This window comes from Roseomonas sp. KE2513 (assembly GCF_016107305.1).
Taxonomy (GTDB): domain Bacteria; phylum Pseudomonadota; class Alphaproteobacteria; order Acetobacterales; family Acetobacteraceae; genus Roseomonas.
In genome coordinates this window covers 12,008-29,406 of record NZ_RCVR01000026.1, presented here as the reverse complement: position 1 = coordinate 29,406, position 17,399 = coordinate 12,008, and the positions used below count along the sequence as shown (strand labels likewise).

14 protein-coding genes, 1 tRNA gene and 1 pseudogene are annotated in these 17,399 nt (G+C 67.8%); 9 read left to right on the top strand and 7 right to left on the bottom strand.

What is annotated here, in order from left to right; genetic code table 11:
* Positions 1 to 19 precede the first annotated feature (19 nt).
* Entirely contained in the window at positions 20 to 898 is an 879-nt protein-coding gene (locus tag D9599_RS21590) for a LysR substrate-binding domain-containing protein (protein WP_198383367.1), read from the top strand.
* Between the two features lie 282 nt (positions 899 to 1,180).
* Here D9599_RS21590 and D9599_RS21585 read toward each other — a convergent pair whose 3' ends face one another.
* From D9599_RS21585 to D9599_RS21555, 7 genes and pseudogenes are all read right to left on the bottom strand, one after another.
* Complete coding sequence (locus tag D9599_RS21585) at positions 1,181 to 1,330, bottom strand: hypothetical protein (RefSeq protein ID WP_198383366.1); 150 nt, start codon at positions 1,328 to 1,330, stop codon at positions 1,181 to 1,183.
* Positions 1,331 to 1,631: 301 nt separating this feature from the next.
* Positions 1,632 to 2,417, bottom strand: coding sequence for an anti-sigma factor (locus tag D9599_RS21580; RefSeq protein WP_198383365.1), 786 nt, complete (start codon positions 2,415 to 2,417; stop codon positions 1,632 to 1,634).
* Positions 2,414 to 2,941: an RNA polymerase sigma factor gene (locus tag D9599_RS21575; RefSeq protein ID WP_198383364.1), complete on the bottom strand. Its 528-nt coding sequence runs from the start codon at positions 2,939 to 2,941 to the stop codon at positions 2,414 to 2,416. Before D9599_RS21575 ends, D9599_RS21580 begins: the two co-directional genes overlap by 4 nt.
* A 61-nt stretch (positions 2,942 to 3,002) precedes the next feature.
* Complete coding sequence (locus D9599_RS21570) at positions 3,003 to 4,460, bottom strand: YncE family protein (RefSeq protein ID WP_198383363.1); 1,458 nt, start codon at positions 4,458 to 4,460, stop codon at positions 3,003 to 3,005.
* Positions 4,461 to 4,470: 10 nt separating this feature from the next.
* Positions 4,471 to 4,908, bottom strand: a complete 438-nt coding sequence (locus D9599_RS21565) for a DUF305 domain-containing protein (RefSeq protein ID WP_232480763.1) — start codon at positions 4,906 to 4,908, stop codon at positions 4,471 to 4,473.
* A gap of 90 nt (positions 4,909 to 4,998) precedes the next feature.
* A pseudogene (locus D9599_RS32470) lies at positions 4,999 to 5,686 on the bottom strand (IS5 family transposase); the annotation flags it as partial.
* Between the two features lie 543 nt (positions 5,687 to 6,229).
* Positions 6,230 to 6,303, bottom strand: a tRNA-Gln gene (locus D9599_RS21555).
* A 524-nt stretch (positions 6,304 to 6,827) separates the two neighbouring features.
* On the opposite strand from D9599_RS21555, the gene D9599_RS21550 reads away from it, so the two are divergent.
* The 8 genes from D9599_RS21550 to D9599_RS21515 all read left to right on the top strand — a co-directional run bounded on the left by D9599_RS21550 (position 6,828) and on the right by D9599_RS21515 (position 17,270).
* Positions 6,828 to 7,898, top strand: coding sequence for a Ppx/GppA phosphatase family protein (locus D9599_RS21550; RefSeq protein ID WP_198383361.1), 1,071 nt, complete (start codon positions 6,828 to 6,830; stop codon positions 7,896 to 7,898).
* A gap of 31 nt (positions 7,899 to 7,929) precedes the next feature.
* Complete coding sequence (locus D9599_RS21545) at positions 7,930 to 8,616, top strand: RlmE family RNA methyltransferase (RefSeq protein WP_198383360.1); 687 nt, start codon at positions 7,930 to 7,932, stop codon at positions 8,614 to 8,616.
* 147 nt (positions 8,617 to 8,763) lie between these two features.
* Positions 8,764 to 10,260 carry an IMP dehydrogenase gene (gene guaB / locus D9599_RS21540; protein ID WP_198383359.1) on the top strand — a complete coding sequence of 499 codons (1,497 nt, stop codon included), beginning with the start codon at positions 8,764 to 8,766 and terminating at the stop codon, positions 10,258 to 10,260.
* Positions 10,261 to 10,361: 101 nt separating this feature from the next.
* Complete coding sequence (locus D9599_RS21535) at positions 10,362 to 11,681, top strand: RsmB/NOP family class I SAM-dependent RNA methyltransferase (protein ID WP_198383358.1); 1,320 nt, start codon at positions 10,362 to 10,364, stop codon at positions 11,679 to 11,681.
* Positions 11,682 to 11,714: 33 nt separating this feature from the next.
* The gene (locus tag D9599_RS21530) at positions 11,715 to 12,290 is read left to right on the top strand and encodes a GNAT family N-acetyltransferase (RefSeq protein ID WP_198383357.1); all 576 of its coding nucleotides are present in this window, start codon (positions 11,715 to 11,717) and stop codon (positions 12,288 to 12,290) included.
* 43 nt (positions 12,291 to 12,333) lie between these two features.
* Positions 12,334 to 13,929, top strand: coding sequence for a glutamine-hydrolyzing GMP synthase (gene guaA / locus D9599_RS21525; RefSeq protein WP_198383356.1), 1,596 nt, complete (start codon positions 12,334 to 12,336; stop codon positions 13,927 to 13,929).
* 167 nt (positions 13,930 to 14,096) lie between these two features.
* On the top strand, positions 14,097 to 15,122 hold the full coding sequence (locus tag D9599_RS21520) for an amino acid ABC transporter substrate-binding protein (protein ID WP_198383355.1): 1,026 nt from the start codon (positions 14,097 to 14,099) through the stop codon (positions 15,120 to 15,122).
* Positions 15,123 to 15,419: 297 nt separating this feature from the next.
* The gene (locus D9599_RS21515; protein ID WP_198383354.1) at positions 15,420 to 17,270 is read left to right on the top strand and encodes a ribonucleoside-diphosphate reductase subunit alpha; all 1,851 of its coding nucleotides are present in this window, start codon (positions 15,420 to 15,422) and stop codon (positions 17,268 to 17,270) included.
* Positions 17,271 to 17,399: the final 129 nt, after the last annotated feature.

Sequence of the window (17,399 nt, the reverse complement as noted above, 5' to 3'; positions counted from 1 at the left end):
GAGATCATGGTTTCTGGTTATGATCCTTACCCCGCGCGAAATGGACCTGTTCCGCCACGTCATGGAACTGGGGACGGTTACTGCGGCCGCAGAGGCGGCGCATGTCAGCCAGCCCGGCGTAAGCAAGACGTTGCAGCAAGCGGAAGCGCGGCTCGGCTTTCGGCTCTTCGTGCGGCAGCGGAAGCGCCTGGTGCCGACGACTGAAGCACAGGCGCTCTATCCGGAGGTGGTTGGCGCGCTGGCCGCGATCGACTTGGTGCAGAGGCTGGGGCGGGATCTGCGGGAAGGCCGCTCTGGCTTGCTGACGCTGGCGACCACGCCGACCCTCGCGCATGGCATGGTGCCCGCGACGATCCAACGGTTTCGGAAGGCGCATCAGCAGGTCTCGGTCTCCCTCCGCGCCGGCACGGCGGCCGAGGTGATCCGCCTCGTGGTGGACCATCGGGTAGACCTCGGGTTCATCATGGGGCCAGTGGGGGATTCCCGGGTGCTAGTGCAGGATTTGCACCGGGCGGAGCTAGGATGCGTGTTGCCGCCCGGGCATCCGCTGGCTGCGATGGAGGTGCTGACGGCGGCAGACCTCACCGGGGAAGCGCTCATCTCTGTGGCAGCGCACCAGCCTGTGCGAGTGCTTCTGCAAAGGGCTTTCGAAGAAGCGGGCGTGCCGCTGACGGTGGCCGTCGAGGCGTCGCAATCCTCCATCGCCTGCGCCATGGCACAGGTGGGGGTGGGCATTGCCGTACTTGACGGCTTTGCGCTGATGAGCGCGCGGGAGCAAGGGATGCAAACCCGCCCCTTCCATCCCGCCGTGACAATGCAGGCTCGGCTGCTGCAGTCGCGCCGCAGAGCTCCTTCAAATCTCGCGCGGTCGTATGTGCGGATGCTCGCTGAGTGCTAGATCCAGGACTCGTTGTTGAGGACTACCGCCAGCTTTGAATGGCTAACTCTATGGCGGCCGGAGGTGCTGCCTCGCCCGGCTCGCGCGCCAAGCGGGCGAGCCGGAGCGCCTGATGGTCGATGCCACCTACCTCAAGGCGAACCGCACGGCTGCCACCGTACTCTTCTGGATGAATGAGTCCTGAGTCTAACTGGCATACCTTGGCGAGAACTCTGACAATGCCGCCAGTACGTCGCGCATGTATTTTCAATGGGAGATGGAATAGGCGCTTCGCCCAAGTGTCTAACCCCTGATGACAGCGACGCAGGGGAGTTCGGCGATGACGAAAGAATCGTTCAGCGATAATCTGCGCAGCCGCAGCAAAGGCCGGCGCCCAGCGATGGGCAGGTTGGTCTTAATCGCACTGCCACTCATCATGTCGGCCTGCGCCATTTCCCATCCTTCAATGGCCGAGCACATGGACCCTCTCGCACCTCAAGGGCGGGACGCTACGATCGCCCGGATGGATCCACCATGGACCTGGGCCGAGAAGTACTACTTCACCAGTTAGCCACGACATTGGCCACCTGAGCCCGATCGGAGCCGGTGGACCATCATCCCTGCTGCCTTACTCCAGGGAAGCAAGACTCCATACTCGAACAGGAAGGATTGGACGACAGCCGCTCGGGAACGTGGGTTCGCGGGCGGCTGTGTCGTAAGCTGTCATCCGGCGGCGCGGGCAGGTGGAAGCCGCTCAGGCACGCCTCATCTGCCGACGGACCTCGTCGGCCAGCGGGTGCAGTGCCGTCGCTGGCAGCGCGCCCACCAGACTGTAACCGTTCCCCTCGGATGACCAGGTGAAGGCATCGACCGCGCCGCGGGCGTGGTGGGTCATGGAGGTGTCCCGATCCACTGCCATGCCGCGCGTGAGCAGCACCAGCCGCGTGCCACGATCGTCGTCGAACATGAACATTGCGGCTGGGCCCTGCGGCGTCGGAATCACCCGCCCGCCCATCAGCCGATAGCCAGAGGCGGAGAGGTCGGGCGGGGTGACCGGCCGGCCGAGCCGGTCCGAGGCCCAGGTGACAAGCTCTGCGCGGCTGCTCGCGCGCAGCTCAACGGGGCGCTCGCGATCGGCAGCGTAGGTGGCGTAGCTGTCCGCCGCCTGCTGAGACAGCGCCGCGATGCCCTGGGCCCGCTCCTGGACTGTCGGCGCCATCAAATCGTGCAGGCCCCAGCCACCGGCTCCCCCGAGGCCGAGCATCAGCAGGGCTGCCGCGGCCGCGCGCCAGCCGACCAAGACAGGGCGGCGGCGTACCGCGACCATATGCCCGATCTGCATTCCAGGCGGCAGCGGCTCCTCGGCGACGGGCGCCAGGGCTTCGCGCAGGGCCTCGCGCTGTCTGCGGTAGCTGGCGACGCGCGCCGCCACGTCTGGATGCGCGGCGAGATAGACCTCGACCTCGGCCTGCCGCAATGCGTCGAGCCGCAGGTCCACCAGCCCGTGCAGATCGTCTTCGGTGACCGGGCGCGTGCTCATTTGACCCTCCGGAGATGCGGGGCGCCGAGTGCTTCGGCCGCGGTTACGCCCTCCATGGCTAGTCGCAGCTTCTCCCGCCCCCGGGACAGCCGTGACATCACCGTGCCAATCGGGATCTTCAACACCTCGGCCACCTCGGCGTAGGAAAGATCCTCGACCGAGACAAGGAGAACGACGCTGCGCTGCTCCTCTGGCAGCGTCTGTAGCGCGCGCACCAGATCCTGATGTTGCAATCCCTGCTCCTGACCGAGAGTGCCGGAGCTGACGCCGTCGGCAGCCTCCAGCGGCAGGTGTGGGCCGCGTCGGCTGGATTGGCGCATCTGGTTGAGGGCGAGGTTGTGCACGATGGCAAAGAGCCAGCTGCGCGCGTTGCCGTCGTTCCGGCGCTGTTGCCAGCGGCCGATGGCGCGCTCCAGCCCGTCCTGCACGAGGTCGTCGGCGGCAACGCGGTCGCGCAGCAGGGCACGAGCGTAGCGACGCAGGGCGGGGATCAGCGGCTCGATCAGCTGCGCCATGTCGTTCATGACGAAGTGACTCCGACCGGGGCGAGGGCCCGCCCGGTGGTGCTCGGACGGGCCCGCCGCATCAGTGCTGCTGCACCTGCACGGGAGCGCCCATCCCATCCGCGCTGCCCAGGGCGATGACGAGGTAGCGGCGCGCTGGTTGTGCGCCTTGCGCCTCCCTGCTCCCAAGCACCTGCCGTATCGGGCCCACCGTGTTCACGATGGCCGAGCCCGCTGGGTTGGTCATGAAGTTCGCCAACGGTTGCAGCGTGCCGCGCCCGTCCGGATGGTCCGCCAGGGCCAGCGTATAGGACTTGCGAGGCTCGAGTCCCGTCACGGCAGCCTGCAGCACCTGCGTCAGCCCCTGGTCGAAGAGGGAGACACTCGTCGGCATGCCGGTCTTGTGTGGCTCACCAAGGGTGATGTGGGTGGTCTGGCCGGCCAGGCCCAGCGGCTGAAGGTTCGCCCTTCCGTCGCCTTCGGGCACCGCAACCGGCACATAGGCCAGCGCCTGCGGCGCCTGACCGACCGGCACGTTGCCGAGAACCGTGTTCGTTGCTGTGTCGATCACCGCGAGCGCGTCCGCGTTCTCCAGGCCGACGTAGATCCGGCTTCCATCGCCGGACGGCCAGAGCCCGTGCGGCAGCTTGCCGACCGGAATGGTGGCGACCACGGAGAAATCGTCCGTCCGCACAACCTTTACCTCGTTCAACCCACCCACCGTTACATAGGCGAAGGTGCCCCGTGGCGTTCGGGCAAAGTTGACGTGATTGGTGATCGGGCCGGTGTCCATCGTGTGGATGACATTGAACGGCGGGCGGGCGTTGAACACCATGGTCCGGCCGACATCCTTGAGCGTCATCCAGACCTGGGTGCCGTCCGGCGTGGCCGCGATGTTCGGGCAGAAGGGGCTCTCCTGCTTCACATGACCGACGATCTCGTGGCTGGCGGTCGCGATCACTACCGTCTCTGGATTGAACGAGGAGCAGACATAGCCGTAGACCCCATCGGGTGAGAAGATCGTCATGCCTGGCCCGGCCGGCACGCGGATCCGCATCTTCTCCTCATAGGTCGTCGCGTCGAGCACGGAGACGTAGTCCTCCCCGCGCACGGTGACCCAGACCTCGGATCCGTCAGGTGTGAAGAAGGCTTCGTGCGGGGAACGCCCGACATAGGTCGTGTGCTTCACCGCGTTGGTGGCGGTGTCAATGAAGCTGACGGAGTTGCTGCCGATGGAGACCACGGCCAGGGTGCGATGGTCGGGCGAGAAGCCCATGCCATGCACGAGCACCTGGCCGCGGTATAGCGGGCTGAAATTGCCCGGCTGCGGGTCGCCGAGCCGGATCACGCCAAGCAGCGTGTTGCTTTCGGGATCGGTGACGGAGACGGTGTTGGAGAACTGCTCGGCGGCGTAGACGCGGTCCTGGTGGGAAACCGGGCGATCGGGCGCCGATGCGGCATCGGGGGCCTGGCCGGCCCAGGCAGCAGCCGAGAAAAGACTGCCACCGAGGCAGGCCGTGGCCAGAAGACGATACTTCATGAAGAGCATCCTACCGGGTCGAGAGGATTGTGCCCTGGGTGGGCGCGGGGGCTGAAGGCGGCGGTGCCTCGCCAAGGGCGAGTTGCATGGCCGCGATCTCCTGCTGCTGGGTGACGACGATCTCCTGCGCCAAGCGCCGCAATTGCTCATTCCTGCCGTGGCGGAGATAGATGACGGCCATGTCCATGGCTCCCTGGTGGTGCGGGGTCATCATCGCGACGAAGTCACGGTCGATGTCGCCAGAGGGAGGGACGGCCATCGCCTCCATCATCCTCGTCATGGCCGCCTCGTTCTCGCCAAGTAAGGCTGGCTCGCCCGCAGGGGTCGGCACGGTTGATACCAACCCAGGGTGATGATGCCCCTCATGCGCCATGACGGGCGCGCCGGCGAGCCCGGTCAGCACCACCAACCCGGCACCGAAGCGGCGCCTGAATGCCCAGTTCTCCATCGCGGCACTAACCCTTTGCTGCCTACTCTGATGAGGAAGACACCGGCCGCGGCCGCTTATTCCCTCTTGCTCCAAGAAAAAGCCGCAGGGTCAGGGCTCATTCATCCGGAAGAGCACGCGTGCGGCGAGGAAGATGGCGGATATAAAGGTGTGGGCGCATCGGTCGTAGCGCATGGCGATGCATCGCCAGTCGTTTAGGTGTCTGGAGGTGTTTTCGATGCGGTGCCGTTGCCGGTGGACCGGTTTGTCGTTGCGGAGCGATACCTCGCGGCTTCGGCTTGAGGGTATGCAGGGCGTCGATGCCACGCTCGGCGGAAGCAGTTGCTGTTATACCCTTTGTCGCCCAGTAGCTCTTCCGGACGAGGTAGGCTCGGTAGCATCAGGGCTGCGCCCCGTGGTTGCTCATCTGATTTTCAGAGAGAAGCACGACCACGGAGCGCCCCGCTCCGTGGCAGACGGCGTGCAGCTTGGAGTTTTAGGCCACCCTTAGTTCGTCCCGTGTGGCGGGAAGGGGCACCTTCTGGAGAGGGCTGGCCGCGAAGCGGTTCGCCTTGAGGTGGGTGGCATCGACCATTAGGCGCTCCGGCTCGCCCGCTTGGCGCGCGAGCCGGGCCAAGATGCGGTTGAAGACGCCCAAGCTGCTCCATCGCACAAAGCGATTGTACAGGGGCCCTTACTCGGCGGGCGCGTCACGCCAGCGCAGGCCATTGTAGATCACGTGGATGTTGCCGCTGGTCACCCGGTGATCGTCGGTTCGGGGCAGCCCGTCCGAGAGCGGTCAGAAGACGCGATTTGCCCGGTCTGCGCCCTCGTCGGCCAGAAGCAGGTCAGCCATGGCAGCACCTCCGGCCACCATGGAGTTAGCCATCCAAAGCTGGCGACAGTCCTGATTGATACGTCCCGAGCCTAGCCTGCGCGCTGATGAAATCAGCGACGCGAATTCTCCGCTCCCTCGGTGACCTGGCGGAGACCGAGGGCAGTTGGCGGAGGGTCTGCAGAAAGGTGTCGATTTCGCGGTGCCCATCGTCTCGTGCCGGCCGGTCACCCATGATCTCGATGAACAGGCGGAGCGCGGTCCGATCCTGGGACATGAGGGTTGGGTGTATCGCGGCGGCGAGCGGCGCCCCCGAATGGTCGGGCAGGTCGGGCACCTTATCCAGGGCTAGGTGGTCCCCAAGCCGGGGCGGTGCGCCGAGATGTGCTTCGAGCCGGTACGCACGGGGCGCTTGTGACCCAGACTTGTGTCACAGTTCGCGACCTCGCGGCAGCGGACGGTCGCGATCGCCAACTTACACCAACAGGTCAGACACTTACGGCCAAATGGCTGGGGAACCTGGATTCGAACCAAGACTGCCCGAGTCAGAGTCGGGAGTTCTACCGTTAAACTATTCCCCAACGGCAGGCGCCGCGCCCTATACCGCCGCCCGATCCGTCCCGCAACCCCATCCGCGCGTTGTTCCGGCTTAGCCTACCAGCGGACCGGGACTGAAAGCACGCGCCCACGCCGGCGGCCGACCAAGGTGACCGCCAGTGTCCAGCTGCGTGTCCCACTGTCGTAGACCGGCGCTTCGTCAACCCGGGCACCGCATCCCATCGCCTGACCGACGAGCTGCGCAACCGCTCCCCAGCGGTCGGCCCCGGGCGCGACGGGCACGCTCCACTCTTCGAAGCCCACCATGCAGAAGACCGCCGCTGGGAGCGCCCTATCCGCGTCTTGCCGGAGGGGAGCTGTCGTTCGGGTAAACATACCGGTGCTGCCTCTTGAAGCGCCTCACCGCCCCTTATCGGCCGATTCCATTAAGGCTCCACTAAGCGCCCAGCCCTCCTGGGAGCGGGACCGACCGGGCTCATGGTTGCAGGCCGTGGAATCCGCCCTTGCCCGCCCCTATCTAACCGTAGAAGATTGTGAATCCAGTATCATGCAGACCCGGAACGCTACTCAACTCCCGGGCGGCTTTCGTCGGGAGGCCCCCCCGGCAGCCACCCACCGCGCCGGACCCCACGCCCCGCCGGGCGCGCCGCTCTTCGCTGCCCTGGATCTCGGCACGAATAATTGCCGCCTTCTTGTCGCCAGCCCATCCGGCGCGAGCGGCTTCCGCGTGCTCGACAGCTTCAGCCGCATCATCCGCCTCGGTGAGGGTCTCAGTTCCACCGGCGCCCTTTCGGACGCCGCGATGAACCGGGCTGAGGCGGCGCTGGAAGCCTGCGGCCAGAAACTCGCCCGACGCCCGATCCAGGTCGTCAACGCGGTCGCGACCGAGGCCTGCCGGCGCGCCACCAACGGCCCCAACTTCATCCGCCGTGCCGAGCGCGCCCTCGGGGCCCCCATCCGCGTCATCCCCGCGCGGGAGGAGGCGGAACTGGCCATGGAGTCCTGCACCCCCCTCCTGAGGGAGAGGGACCGCCGCGCCCTCCTCTTCGACATCGGGGGCGGTTCCACCGAGGTTGCTTGGGTCCGCACCGACGGCCCAGACCTTCCCTGCCTCATCGGCACCATCTCGGTCCCGCTCGGCGTGGTGACGCTTGTGGAGCGGGACGGTGCCGCGTGCTTCTCCGCGGAAGGGTTCGACCGGGTGGTGCAGGAAGTCGCGGCCAAGTTCGAGGCTTTCGACGGCGTCCACCGCATTCGCCAAGAGATGCGCGCAGGCGGCGTGCGCCTGATGGGAACCTCGGGCACCGTCACCACGCTCGCCGGCATCGCTCTCGAACTGCCCCGCTATAACCGGGCGGCCGTGGACGGGCACGAACTGGAGATGGACCGCGCCGACAGGGCGCTGGAGGCGCTGCGGGCCATGGGGCGCGGCGGCCTCGCCGCCCATCCCTGCATCGGGCCGGAGCGGGTCGATTTCGTCCTGCCTGGCTGTGCTATCTACGCCGCCATCCGCCAGGTATGGCCGGCGGCCAGCATCACCGTCTGCGACCGTGGCCTGCGGGAGGGCCTTCTCCTCCGCGCCATGCGCGCCCGCCGCAAGAACCGACGCGGCGGCTGACCGCCGGCCAACAAACCCCGAGGAACCACCCGTGACCGACTCCCGAGGGCCGGGCGGCCAGCGCAGCACGACCACCCGGCTGCGCACCGCCAAGGGCCGCACCACCGCCAGCCAGCGATGGCTCGAGCGGCAGCTCAACGACCCCTATGTAAAGGCAGCCAAGGCTGCGGGCTGGCGCTCCCGCGCCGCCTTCAAGATCATCGAGTTGGACGAGCGCTTCAAGCTTTTCCACCCCGCCCAGCGCGTGGTGGACCTCGGCGCGGCCCCCGGCGGCTGGACCCAGGTGGCGCTCCGCCGAATCGGCGACCGCGGCAAGGTGGTCGCCCTCGACATCCTGCCGATGGAGCCGATCAGCGGCGCCATCACCCTTCAGGGCGACTTTCAGGAGGAGGCGACGGAGCGCGCCGTGCTCGAGGCCTTGGATGGTCAGGCGGACCTCGTCATGTCCGACATCGCCCCCAACACCACCGGCCACAACGCGACCGACCACCTGCGCATCCTCGCTCTGGTGGAACTGGCGGCGGACTTCGCGCGTCAGGTCCTCGCCCCCGGCGGCGCCTTCGTGGCCAAGGTCTTCCAGGGAGGCACGGAGCGCGACCTGCTCACCGGGCTCAAGCGTGACTATGCCAGCGTCCGCCACGCCAAGCCCCCGGCCAGCCGCAAGGACAGCGCCGAGATGTATGTCGTCGCCCAGGGCTTCCGCGGCGGAGCCGGGTAGGGCAGGGGCCCTGCCTTCGCGAACCCCTGCCCGCACCGGGGATCAGCGTCTCGCACCGGTCATGCGCCCGGCCTTGCGGCGCGACCCCCGGAGCGCGTAGGAGGGATCGCCAAGGCAGCGCCGCCCCGTCCCGAGAGGCCCCCGCCAATGGCACCCGATAGCACCTCGCCCCGTTTCCTTGCCCGTCTCGAGGAGGCCTACGCCTTCGACGACGTGCTGCTCGTGCCCGCCTACTCGAAGGTGTTGCCGGGGGGCACCGATACCCGCACCCGGATCACGCGGGAAATTGCGTTGAACATTCCTCTCATCGCCGCGGCGATGGATACCGTGACCGAGGGGCCGATGGCCATCGCCATGGCCCAGCACGGCGGCATTGGGGTGATTCACAAGAATCTCCCCATTGCCGAGCAGGCCGCCCAGGTCCGCCGCGTGAAGAAGTTCGAGAGCGGCATGGTGGTGAACCCCGTCACCATCCAGCCCGACCAAACGCTGGCTGATGTCCGCGGCCTACAGGAGCAGCATCGCATCAGCGGCATCCCCGTGGTGGAGCCCGAGACGGGGCGCCTCGTCGGCATCGTCACCTCCCGCGACGTACGCTTCGCGACCGACCCCAACCAGCGCGTCTACGAGTTGATGACGCGGGAGAACCTTGTCACCGTTCCGGCGGACGTGACGCCTGAACGCGCCCGCGCCCTCCTGCACAAGCACCGCATCGAGAAGCTGCTGGTGGTCGATGAGCGGGGCCGCTGCGTCGGCCTCATCACCGTCAAGGACATGGACAAGGCCCAGGCCAACCCCAACGCCGTGAAGGACGGGCTCGGCCGCCTGCGCGTCGCCGCCGCCACCGGCACCGGGGAGGACGGCATCCTTCGCGCCGAGGCGCTGGTGCAGGCCGAGGTGGACGTGGTGGTGGTCGATACCGCCCATGGCCACTCGGCGGGCGTGCTGAAGTCGGTCGAGGCGATCAAGCGGATGTCGAACTCCGTCCAGATCATTGCCGGCAACGTCGCGACTCCCGAGGCCGTGGAGGCGCTGATCGAGGCCGGGGCGGATGCGGTGAAGATCGGCATCGGCCCCGGCTCCATCTGCACCACGCGCATCGTCGCTGGCGTCGGCGTGCCGCAGCTTACCGCCGTCATGGAGTGCGCGGCCGCCGCGCGGGAGAAGGACGTGCCCGCCATCGCCGATGGTGGCATCCGCACCTCCGGTGATGTCGCGAAGGCGATCGCTGCGGGCGCCGACTGCGTGATGATGGGCAGCCTCTTCGCCGGAACGGATGAGGCGCCGGGGGAGGTGTTCCTCTACCAGGGCCGCTCCTACAAGTCGTACCGCGGCATGGGCAGCCTCGGCGCCATGGCCCGCGGCTCGGCCGACCGCTACTTCCAGGCAGATGTGCAGGACCAGCTGAAGCTCGTGCCCGAGGGTATCGAGGGCCGCATCGGCTACAAGGGGCCGGTCGGCAACGTCATTCACCAGCTCGTCGGCGGCCTGCGCTCGGCCATGGGCTACACGGGCAACGCGACGATCACCGAGATGCAGTCCAACTGCCGCTTTCGCCGCATCACCGGCGCCGGTCTGCGCGAGAGCCACGTCCACGACGTCGCCATTACGCGGGAGGCACCGAACTACCGGCAGGAGGGGTAAGTCCCCGGCCTCCGGCCCCGATGCGGGGGAGGGGGCCTGACCGGGGGCGTGACCGCCACCATCTTCTCCCAACCTCGCCTCCTTTCGGATTACCGTCTCCCTTGACCCCGCTCGCGCGCATCTCCGCCGCCATCGCCCTTCTCGACGCGCTGGAATCCGCTCCCCGCCGCCCGGCGGACGCCGTCGCCAACGACTTCTTCCGTGCCCGCCGCTTCATCGGCGGCGGCGACCGCCGCGCCGTGGCCGATCGTGCCTGGTCCGTGGTGAGGGAGCGTGCCCGGCTGGATTGGCATCTCGACCATGTGGGCGCCGCGCCCACCGGGCGCCTTCTCATGGCCGCGCACATGATCCTCGCAGAGGGCGGCAGCCTCTCGGGGGTGGAAGCCGCCTTCAACGGTGGCCAGTATGCCGAGCGCCCGCTGACCCCCGAGGAGCGGCGCTTCCTCGGAAAGCTGGAAGGCCGTCCCTTCCTGCACCCGCGAATGGACGAGGCCACGCGCCTGAACGTTCCGGAATGGGCGTTGCCTGGGCTCCGCGCCCGCTTCGGCGAGGCCCTGCCCGAGGCAGCCGCCGGGCTGGAGGGTGTGGCCCCGCTCGATCTCCGGGTGAATCTCCTCCGCACCACGCGAGAGGCAGCCGCCGCCGCCCTGGCGGCCGAGGGGATCGCCACCACCCCCACCCCCTTCTCCCCATGGGGCCTTCGCGTTGCCGACCGCCGGCCCGTGCTGGCGACACGGGCCTTCGCCGAGGGGATGATCGAGATCCAGGACGAGGGCAGCCAGCTCATCGCCCTGCTCGCCGACGCGCGCCCGGGCATGAAGGTGGCCGACTACTGCGCGGGGGCCGCGGGCAAGACCCTCGCCATGGCCGCCACTATGGGCAACCGCGGCCGGATCGCGGCGCTCGACGTCTCGGTCCCCCGCCTCTCGGGCGCCACCAAGCGCCTCCGCCGCGCCGGGGTGGACAATGCCGAGACGCACCTACTCGAGTCCGGTGACCGCTGGGTGAAGCGCCGCGCCGGCACCTTCGACCGCGTCCTGGTCGATGCCCCCTGCACCGGCACCGGCACCTGGCGCCGCAACCCCGACGCGCGCCTCCGCACGACCGAGTCCGACATGGCGGAGCTCATCACGAAGCAGCGCGCGATCCTCGATAGGGCTGCCTCCTTGGTGCGCCCTGGCGGAAAGCTGATCTACGCTACTTGCTCGGTGCTTCCCGGGGAGGACGACGAGCAGGTGAGGGGCTTTCTGGACCGCCACGCCGATTTCCAGGCGATCAGCCTGGCCGATGCCTGGGCCCAGGCCGGCGCGGCTTCCGGCGTGACCGGCGCCCCACCCGGCGATGGTCCCTTCATGGCCCTTGCCCCGCACAGCCACGGCACGGACGGCTTCTTCGCCGCCGTGCTGCAGCGCCGCCCCTAGGCGCGCGGCTTCCGGCATGGCGCGATGGGCAGGATGATCCAGATCAGGCGCGCCCGCCCGGACGATGCCGCCTCGATCGGCGCCATCCACCGGATCAGCTGGCAGGACAGCTACCCCGGCATCCTGCCGGATGCCTATCTCGCCGGGCTCGACCAGCGCCGGATCGGCGCGGGCTATCTCCGCTCGATGCTCCGCCGCGGCGGCGGGGATGCGATCTTCGTCGCCTGCACGCCAGACGGAACGGCCGTCGGATTCGCCTCCGCCGGCCGCGCCAGGCGGGTGGGCATCGCGGATGGCGAAATCGATACCCTCTACATCCTCCCCGACTGGCAGGACCAGGGAATCGGCCGCCGCCTGATGCGGGCCGCGGCCGCCCACCTCTCGGTCATCGGCTGCAACTCGGCCATGCTCTGGGTGCTCTCGGCCAATGGCGCCGGCTGGTTCTACCGCCGCCTCGGCGGCCGCCCCGTAGGGCGGGAAAGCATCGCCGTCGGCGGTCGGCAGGTGGAGCAGACGGCGGTCCTCTGGAACCCCATCACCCTCCTCATGGAGGCCACCGCGGCCGACCGCGGCGGACCCTTTCCGGAAGGAGGGCAAGGGGGCGGCTGATCGAGAGGGTTGAAGCCGCCGCCATTCTGTGGTGATGGCCGCCATGCCCGACGCGACATCAGAGCCCTCCGCCATCCTTCCTGGAAGCGAGCGCCACCAGCGCCTGCTCATCCTCGACTTCGGCAGCCAGGTGACGCAGCTCATCGCGCGCCGCCTGCGCGAGGACGGGGTCTACTGCGAGGTGTGGCCCTACACGGCCGACGAGGCGCGGATCCGCGCCTTCAATCCTCAGGGGATCATTCTCTCGGGCGGCCCGGCCAGCGTCACCCATGGTGAGAGCCCCCGCCCGAGCCCGGCCGTTTTCGAGATGGGCCTGCCGATCATGGGCATCTGCTACGGCCAGCAAACCCTCGCCGCCCAGCTCGGCGGCAAGGTCGAGACGAGCGACCATCGGGAATTCGGCCGCGCCTTCGTGGACGTGACCGGCGAGTGCGCGATTACCCAGGGGATCTGGGCGCCCGGCGCGCGCGAGCAGGTCTGGATGAGCCACGGCGACCGCATCACCGAACTGCCCCCCGGCTTCCGCGTGGTCGCGAGCAGCGAGGGCGCACCCTTCGCCGTGATCGCGGACGACGCCCGTCGCTTCTACGGCACGATGTTCCACCCGGAGGTCGTCCACACCCCTCACGGCGCGCAGCTCCTCCGCAACTTCTCCCGCCTCGTCTGCGGCGCCGCCGGCGACTGGACCATGGGCGCCTTCCGGGCGGAGGAGATCGAGCGGATCCGCGCCAAGGTCGGGACGGGCAGGGTGGTCTGCGGCCTCTCCGGCGGTGTCGATTCCTCGGTTGCGGCCGTGCTGCTGCACGAGGCCATCGGCGACCAGCTCACCTGCATCTTCGTGGACCACGGCCTGCTCCGCGGCGGTGAGGCCGAGCAGGTCGTCTCCACCTTCCGCGACCGCTTCAACATCAAGCTCGTCCACCGCGATGCCTCAGACCTCTTCCTCGGCGCGCTCGCCGGCGTCACCGACCCCGAGGTGAAGCGCAAGACCATCGGCCGCCTCTTCATCGAGGTCTTCGAGGAGGAGCAGGCGAAGATCGGCGGCGCTGACTTCCTCGCCCAGGGCACCCTCTACCCTGACGTGATCGAGAGCGTCTCGGCCACTGGCGGCCCCTCCGTGACCATCAAGTCCCACCACAATGTCGGCGGCCTGCCCGAAGGCATGCGGATGCGCTTGGTCGAGCCGCTGCGCGAACTGTTCAAGGACGAGGTGCGGGCGCTAGGCCGGGAGTTGGGCGTGCCGGAATCGATCGTCGGCCGCCACCCCTTCCCCGGGCCGGGCCTGGCCATCCGCATCCCCGGCGAGGTGACGCGCGAGCGCGTGGCGCTGCTGCAGAAGGCCGACGCCATCTTCCTCGAGGAGATCCGCGCCGCTGGCCTCTACGACGCCATCTGGCAGGCCTTCGCCGTGCTGCTGCCCGTCCGCACCGTCGGCGTCATGGGCGACGGCCGCACCTACGAGCAGGCCTGCGCGCTGCGCGCCGTGACCGGCACGGACGGCATGACGGCCGATGTCTATCCCTTCGACATCGCCTTTCTCGGCCGGGTCGCGAACCGCATCGTCAACGAGGTGCGCGGCATCAACCGCGTGACCTACGACGTGACGAGCAAGCCGCCCGGCACGATCGAGTGGGAATAGGCGCTCGGGGCCGTGCCACCTTGCCCAGGCGGCGGACGTAAGCGCGGAGTGAGGCTGCAAGAACCTGTTCACCCGGCCCTTGCGGGTCCCGCGCTGCGCGGCTGAAACTTCAGCTCTAGCCCGCACCCGGCAAGCAAGCCCGGGCGGCTCCTCGGGAGAGCTCCACGATGCGCCTCGCCACCCTGGCTGCCACCCTGCTCGCGGTGGCTGCCGCGGCCGTCCAGCCAGCCCTCGCCCAGCAGCCGGCCGCGGACACCCTTGGCGCGGTCCGCGCCCGCGGCACGCTCGTCTGCGGCGTTTCCCCCGCTACCGCTGGTTTCTCCATGCCGGACAGCCGCGGGGAGTGGCGGGGAATCGATGTAGATTCCTGCCGCGCCGTAGCGGCCGCCATCTTGGGTGATGCAACCAAGGTGCGCTTCATACCCGCGAGCACGCAGCAACGCTTCACCATGCTGCAGTCCGGCGAGATCGATCTCCTCGTTCGCTCGACCACTTGGTCGCTCAGCCGCGAGGCCTCGCTCGGCATCGCATTCACCGGGGTGAACTTCTACGACGGGCAAGGATTCATGGTGAAGCGCGCTTCCGGCGTGACCACCGCCCGCGCGCTTGACGGCGCGACCATCTGCGTGCTGCCAGGCACCACCACCGAACTGAACATGTCGGACTACTTCCGCGCTAACAATATCCGCTTCACACCCGTCCTCATTGATAACGTCGAAGAGCTGCGCGCCGCCTTCATAGCGGGCCGCTGCGACGCCTACACAACGGACGCCTCCTCACTCGCCTCCTTCCGCGCGAGCCAGGGCGCGAACGCGGAGGCCTATCTCCTCCTGCCCGAGATCATCTCGAAGGAGCCGCTCGGCCCCGCCGTGCGCAAGGGTGACTGGAGGTTCTTCGACGTGGTCCGCTGGAGCCACTTCGCGATGCTGACCGCGGAGGAGATGGGTATCAACAGCACCAACCTGGCGACTTTCAACGACAGCGCGAACCCGGACGTGCAGCGTTTCATGGGGCGGAGCGGCGATCTAGGCCGGCAACTCGGCGTGAACAACGACTTCGCGGTGCAGGTGGTCCGCCAGGTCGGCAATTACGCCGAGGTTTGGGAGCGCAACATCCGGCCGCTTGGCATTCAGCGCGGCATCAACAATCTCTGGTCGCAGGGTGGTCTGCACTACGCACCACCCATGCGCTGAAGCATGAAAGGAGGGGGCGAGCGGCCCCTTCCTTCTCGCCTTCCCCTGTGGATTACGGGGAACACGGGGACGCCTCGCTTTCACAAGAATGTTTCCGTCAAGCAGAACAATGAAGGTCGTCCGGCGACTCGCTGAAATCGCGCGAGTCGTCCACCCGGTGCGCCGCAACCGTGTTCCGCGCGCAACGGGAAACCCCCATATGTAGGGTTCGTTTTCTCCGCGACGCCCGATATCTTGTGCGAGCCACCCTTCAGAAGGCATCCTCCGTCGCGGGGGAATACAGGGGTTTCTTTAACGATGTTTGACGCCATCCAGCTCGAAGGCCACGGCCAGGTACAGGTCGACCGCTCTCGTGACGACCTGCTGACTGCGTTCGGCAAGGCCACGCTGAGCGACCGTTACCTGCTGCCCGGCGAGTCCTACCAGGACCTCTTCGCGCGGGTGGCCAGCGCGTACGGCGACGACGCCGCGCATGCGCAGCGCATCTACGACTACATCTCGAAGCTTTGGTTCATGCCGGCTACCCCCGTGCTGTCGAACGGCGGCACCAAGCGTGGCCTGCCCATCTCATGCTTTCTCAACGAGGCCGATGACAGCCTTGACGCGATCGTGGGCTTGTGGAACGAGAACGTGGCCCTCGCCTCCAAGGGCGGCGGCATCGGCTCCTACTGGGGCAATCTCCGCTCGATCGGCGAGAAGGTGGGGATGAACGGCAAGACCTCCGGCGTCGTGCCCTTCATCCGCGTCATGGACAGCCTCACTCTCGCGATCTCCCAGGGCTCCCTGCGCCGTGGTTCCGCCGCCGTCTACCTGCCGATCTCCCACCCCGAGGTTGAGGAGTTCATCGAGATCCGGCGCCCCACCGGCGGTGACCCCAACCGCAAGGCGCTGAACCTCCACCACGGCATCCTCGTCTCCGACGCCTTCATGCGCGCGGTCGAGGCCGACGAGGAATGGGCCTTCACCAGCCCCAAGGATGGCGCGCTCGTCCGCAAGGTCTCTGCCCGCGCCCTCTGGATCCGCATCCTCACTGCGCGGATCGAGACCGGCGAGCCCTACCTCATCTTCTCCGACCATGTGAACCGCGCGCGCCCCGAGCACCACAAGCTGGCGGGGCTGGAGGTGAAGACCTCCAACCTCTGCTCCGAGATCACGCTGCCCACCGGGCGTGATCACCACGGCAAGCAGCGCACCGCCGTCTGCTGTCTCTCCTCGCTCAACTGCGAGACCTGGTTCGAGTGGAAGGACGAACCGCGCTTCATCCCGGACGTGATGCGCTTCCTCGATAACGTGCTGCAGTCCTTCATCGACACCGCGCCCGACACCATGGCGCGTGCGAAGTACTCCGCCATGCGCGAGCGCTCGGTCGGGCTCGGCGTAATGGGCTTCCACTCCTTCCTCCAGGCGCAGAATGTGCCTTTCGAGAGCGTGGTCGCGAAGGTGTGGAACATGAAGATGTTCAAGCACATCCGCGCCCAGGCCGATGCCGCGAGCCGTGAGCTGGCCGCCGAGCGCGGCCCGTGCCCCGATGCCGCCGAGTACGGCATCATGGAGCGCTTCTCGAACAAGATGGCGATCGCGCCGACCGCCAGCATCAGCATCATCTGCGGCGGCGCCAGCCCGGGCATCGAGCCGATCGCGGCCAATGTCTACAACCACAAGACGCTGTCCGGCTCCTACATCGTCCGCAACCCTTATCTGCGGAAGGTACTGGCGAAGTATGGCCGCGACGACGAAGATACTTGGACCTCAATCACCACGAACAAGGGTTCGGTCCAAAACCTCGACTTCCTGACGCAGCAGGAGAAGGACGTCTTCAAGACCGCCTTCGAGCTGGATCAGCGTTGGGTAATCGAGCACGCCGCCGATCGGACGCCTTACATCTGCCAGGCGCAGTCGCTGAACGTCTTCCTGCCCGCGAACATCCACAAGCGCGACCTTCACCAGATCCATTACCAGGCCTGGAAGAAGGGCGTGAAGACGCTCTACTATTGCCGCAGCCTGTCGATCCAGCGCGCGGACGTGGTGAGCGACAAGGTCGCGGTGCAGCCCTCGCTCGGTGCGATCGCCAACGACGTTGCCCCGCTGCCCGTCGCCGCCGCGCCGGCCGAGAGCACGAACTACGAGGAATGCCTCGCCTGTTCTTGACGGAGTCTCTGGTGTCTCACCTCAGGCCTCAGCTTCTGGGCCGGCGGTGAGACACCGTCACTCTGCCGGATAATTTTCCGGCCGCTGGCTCTGCCCTTACTGAACAGAGTGAGGTGTCTCACGGAGGAC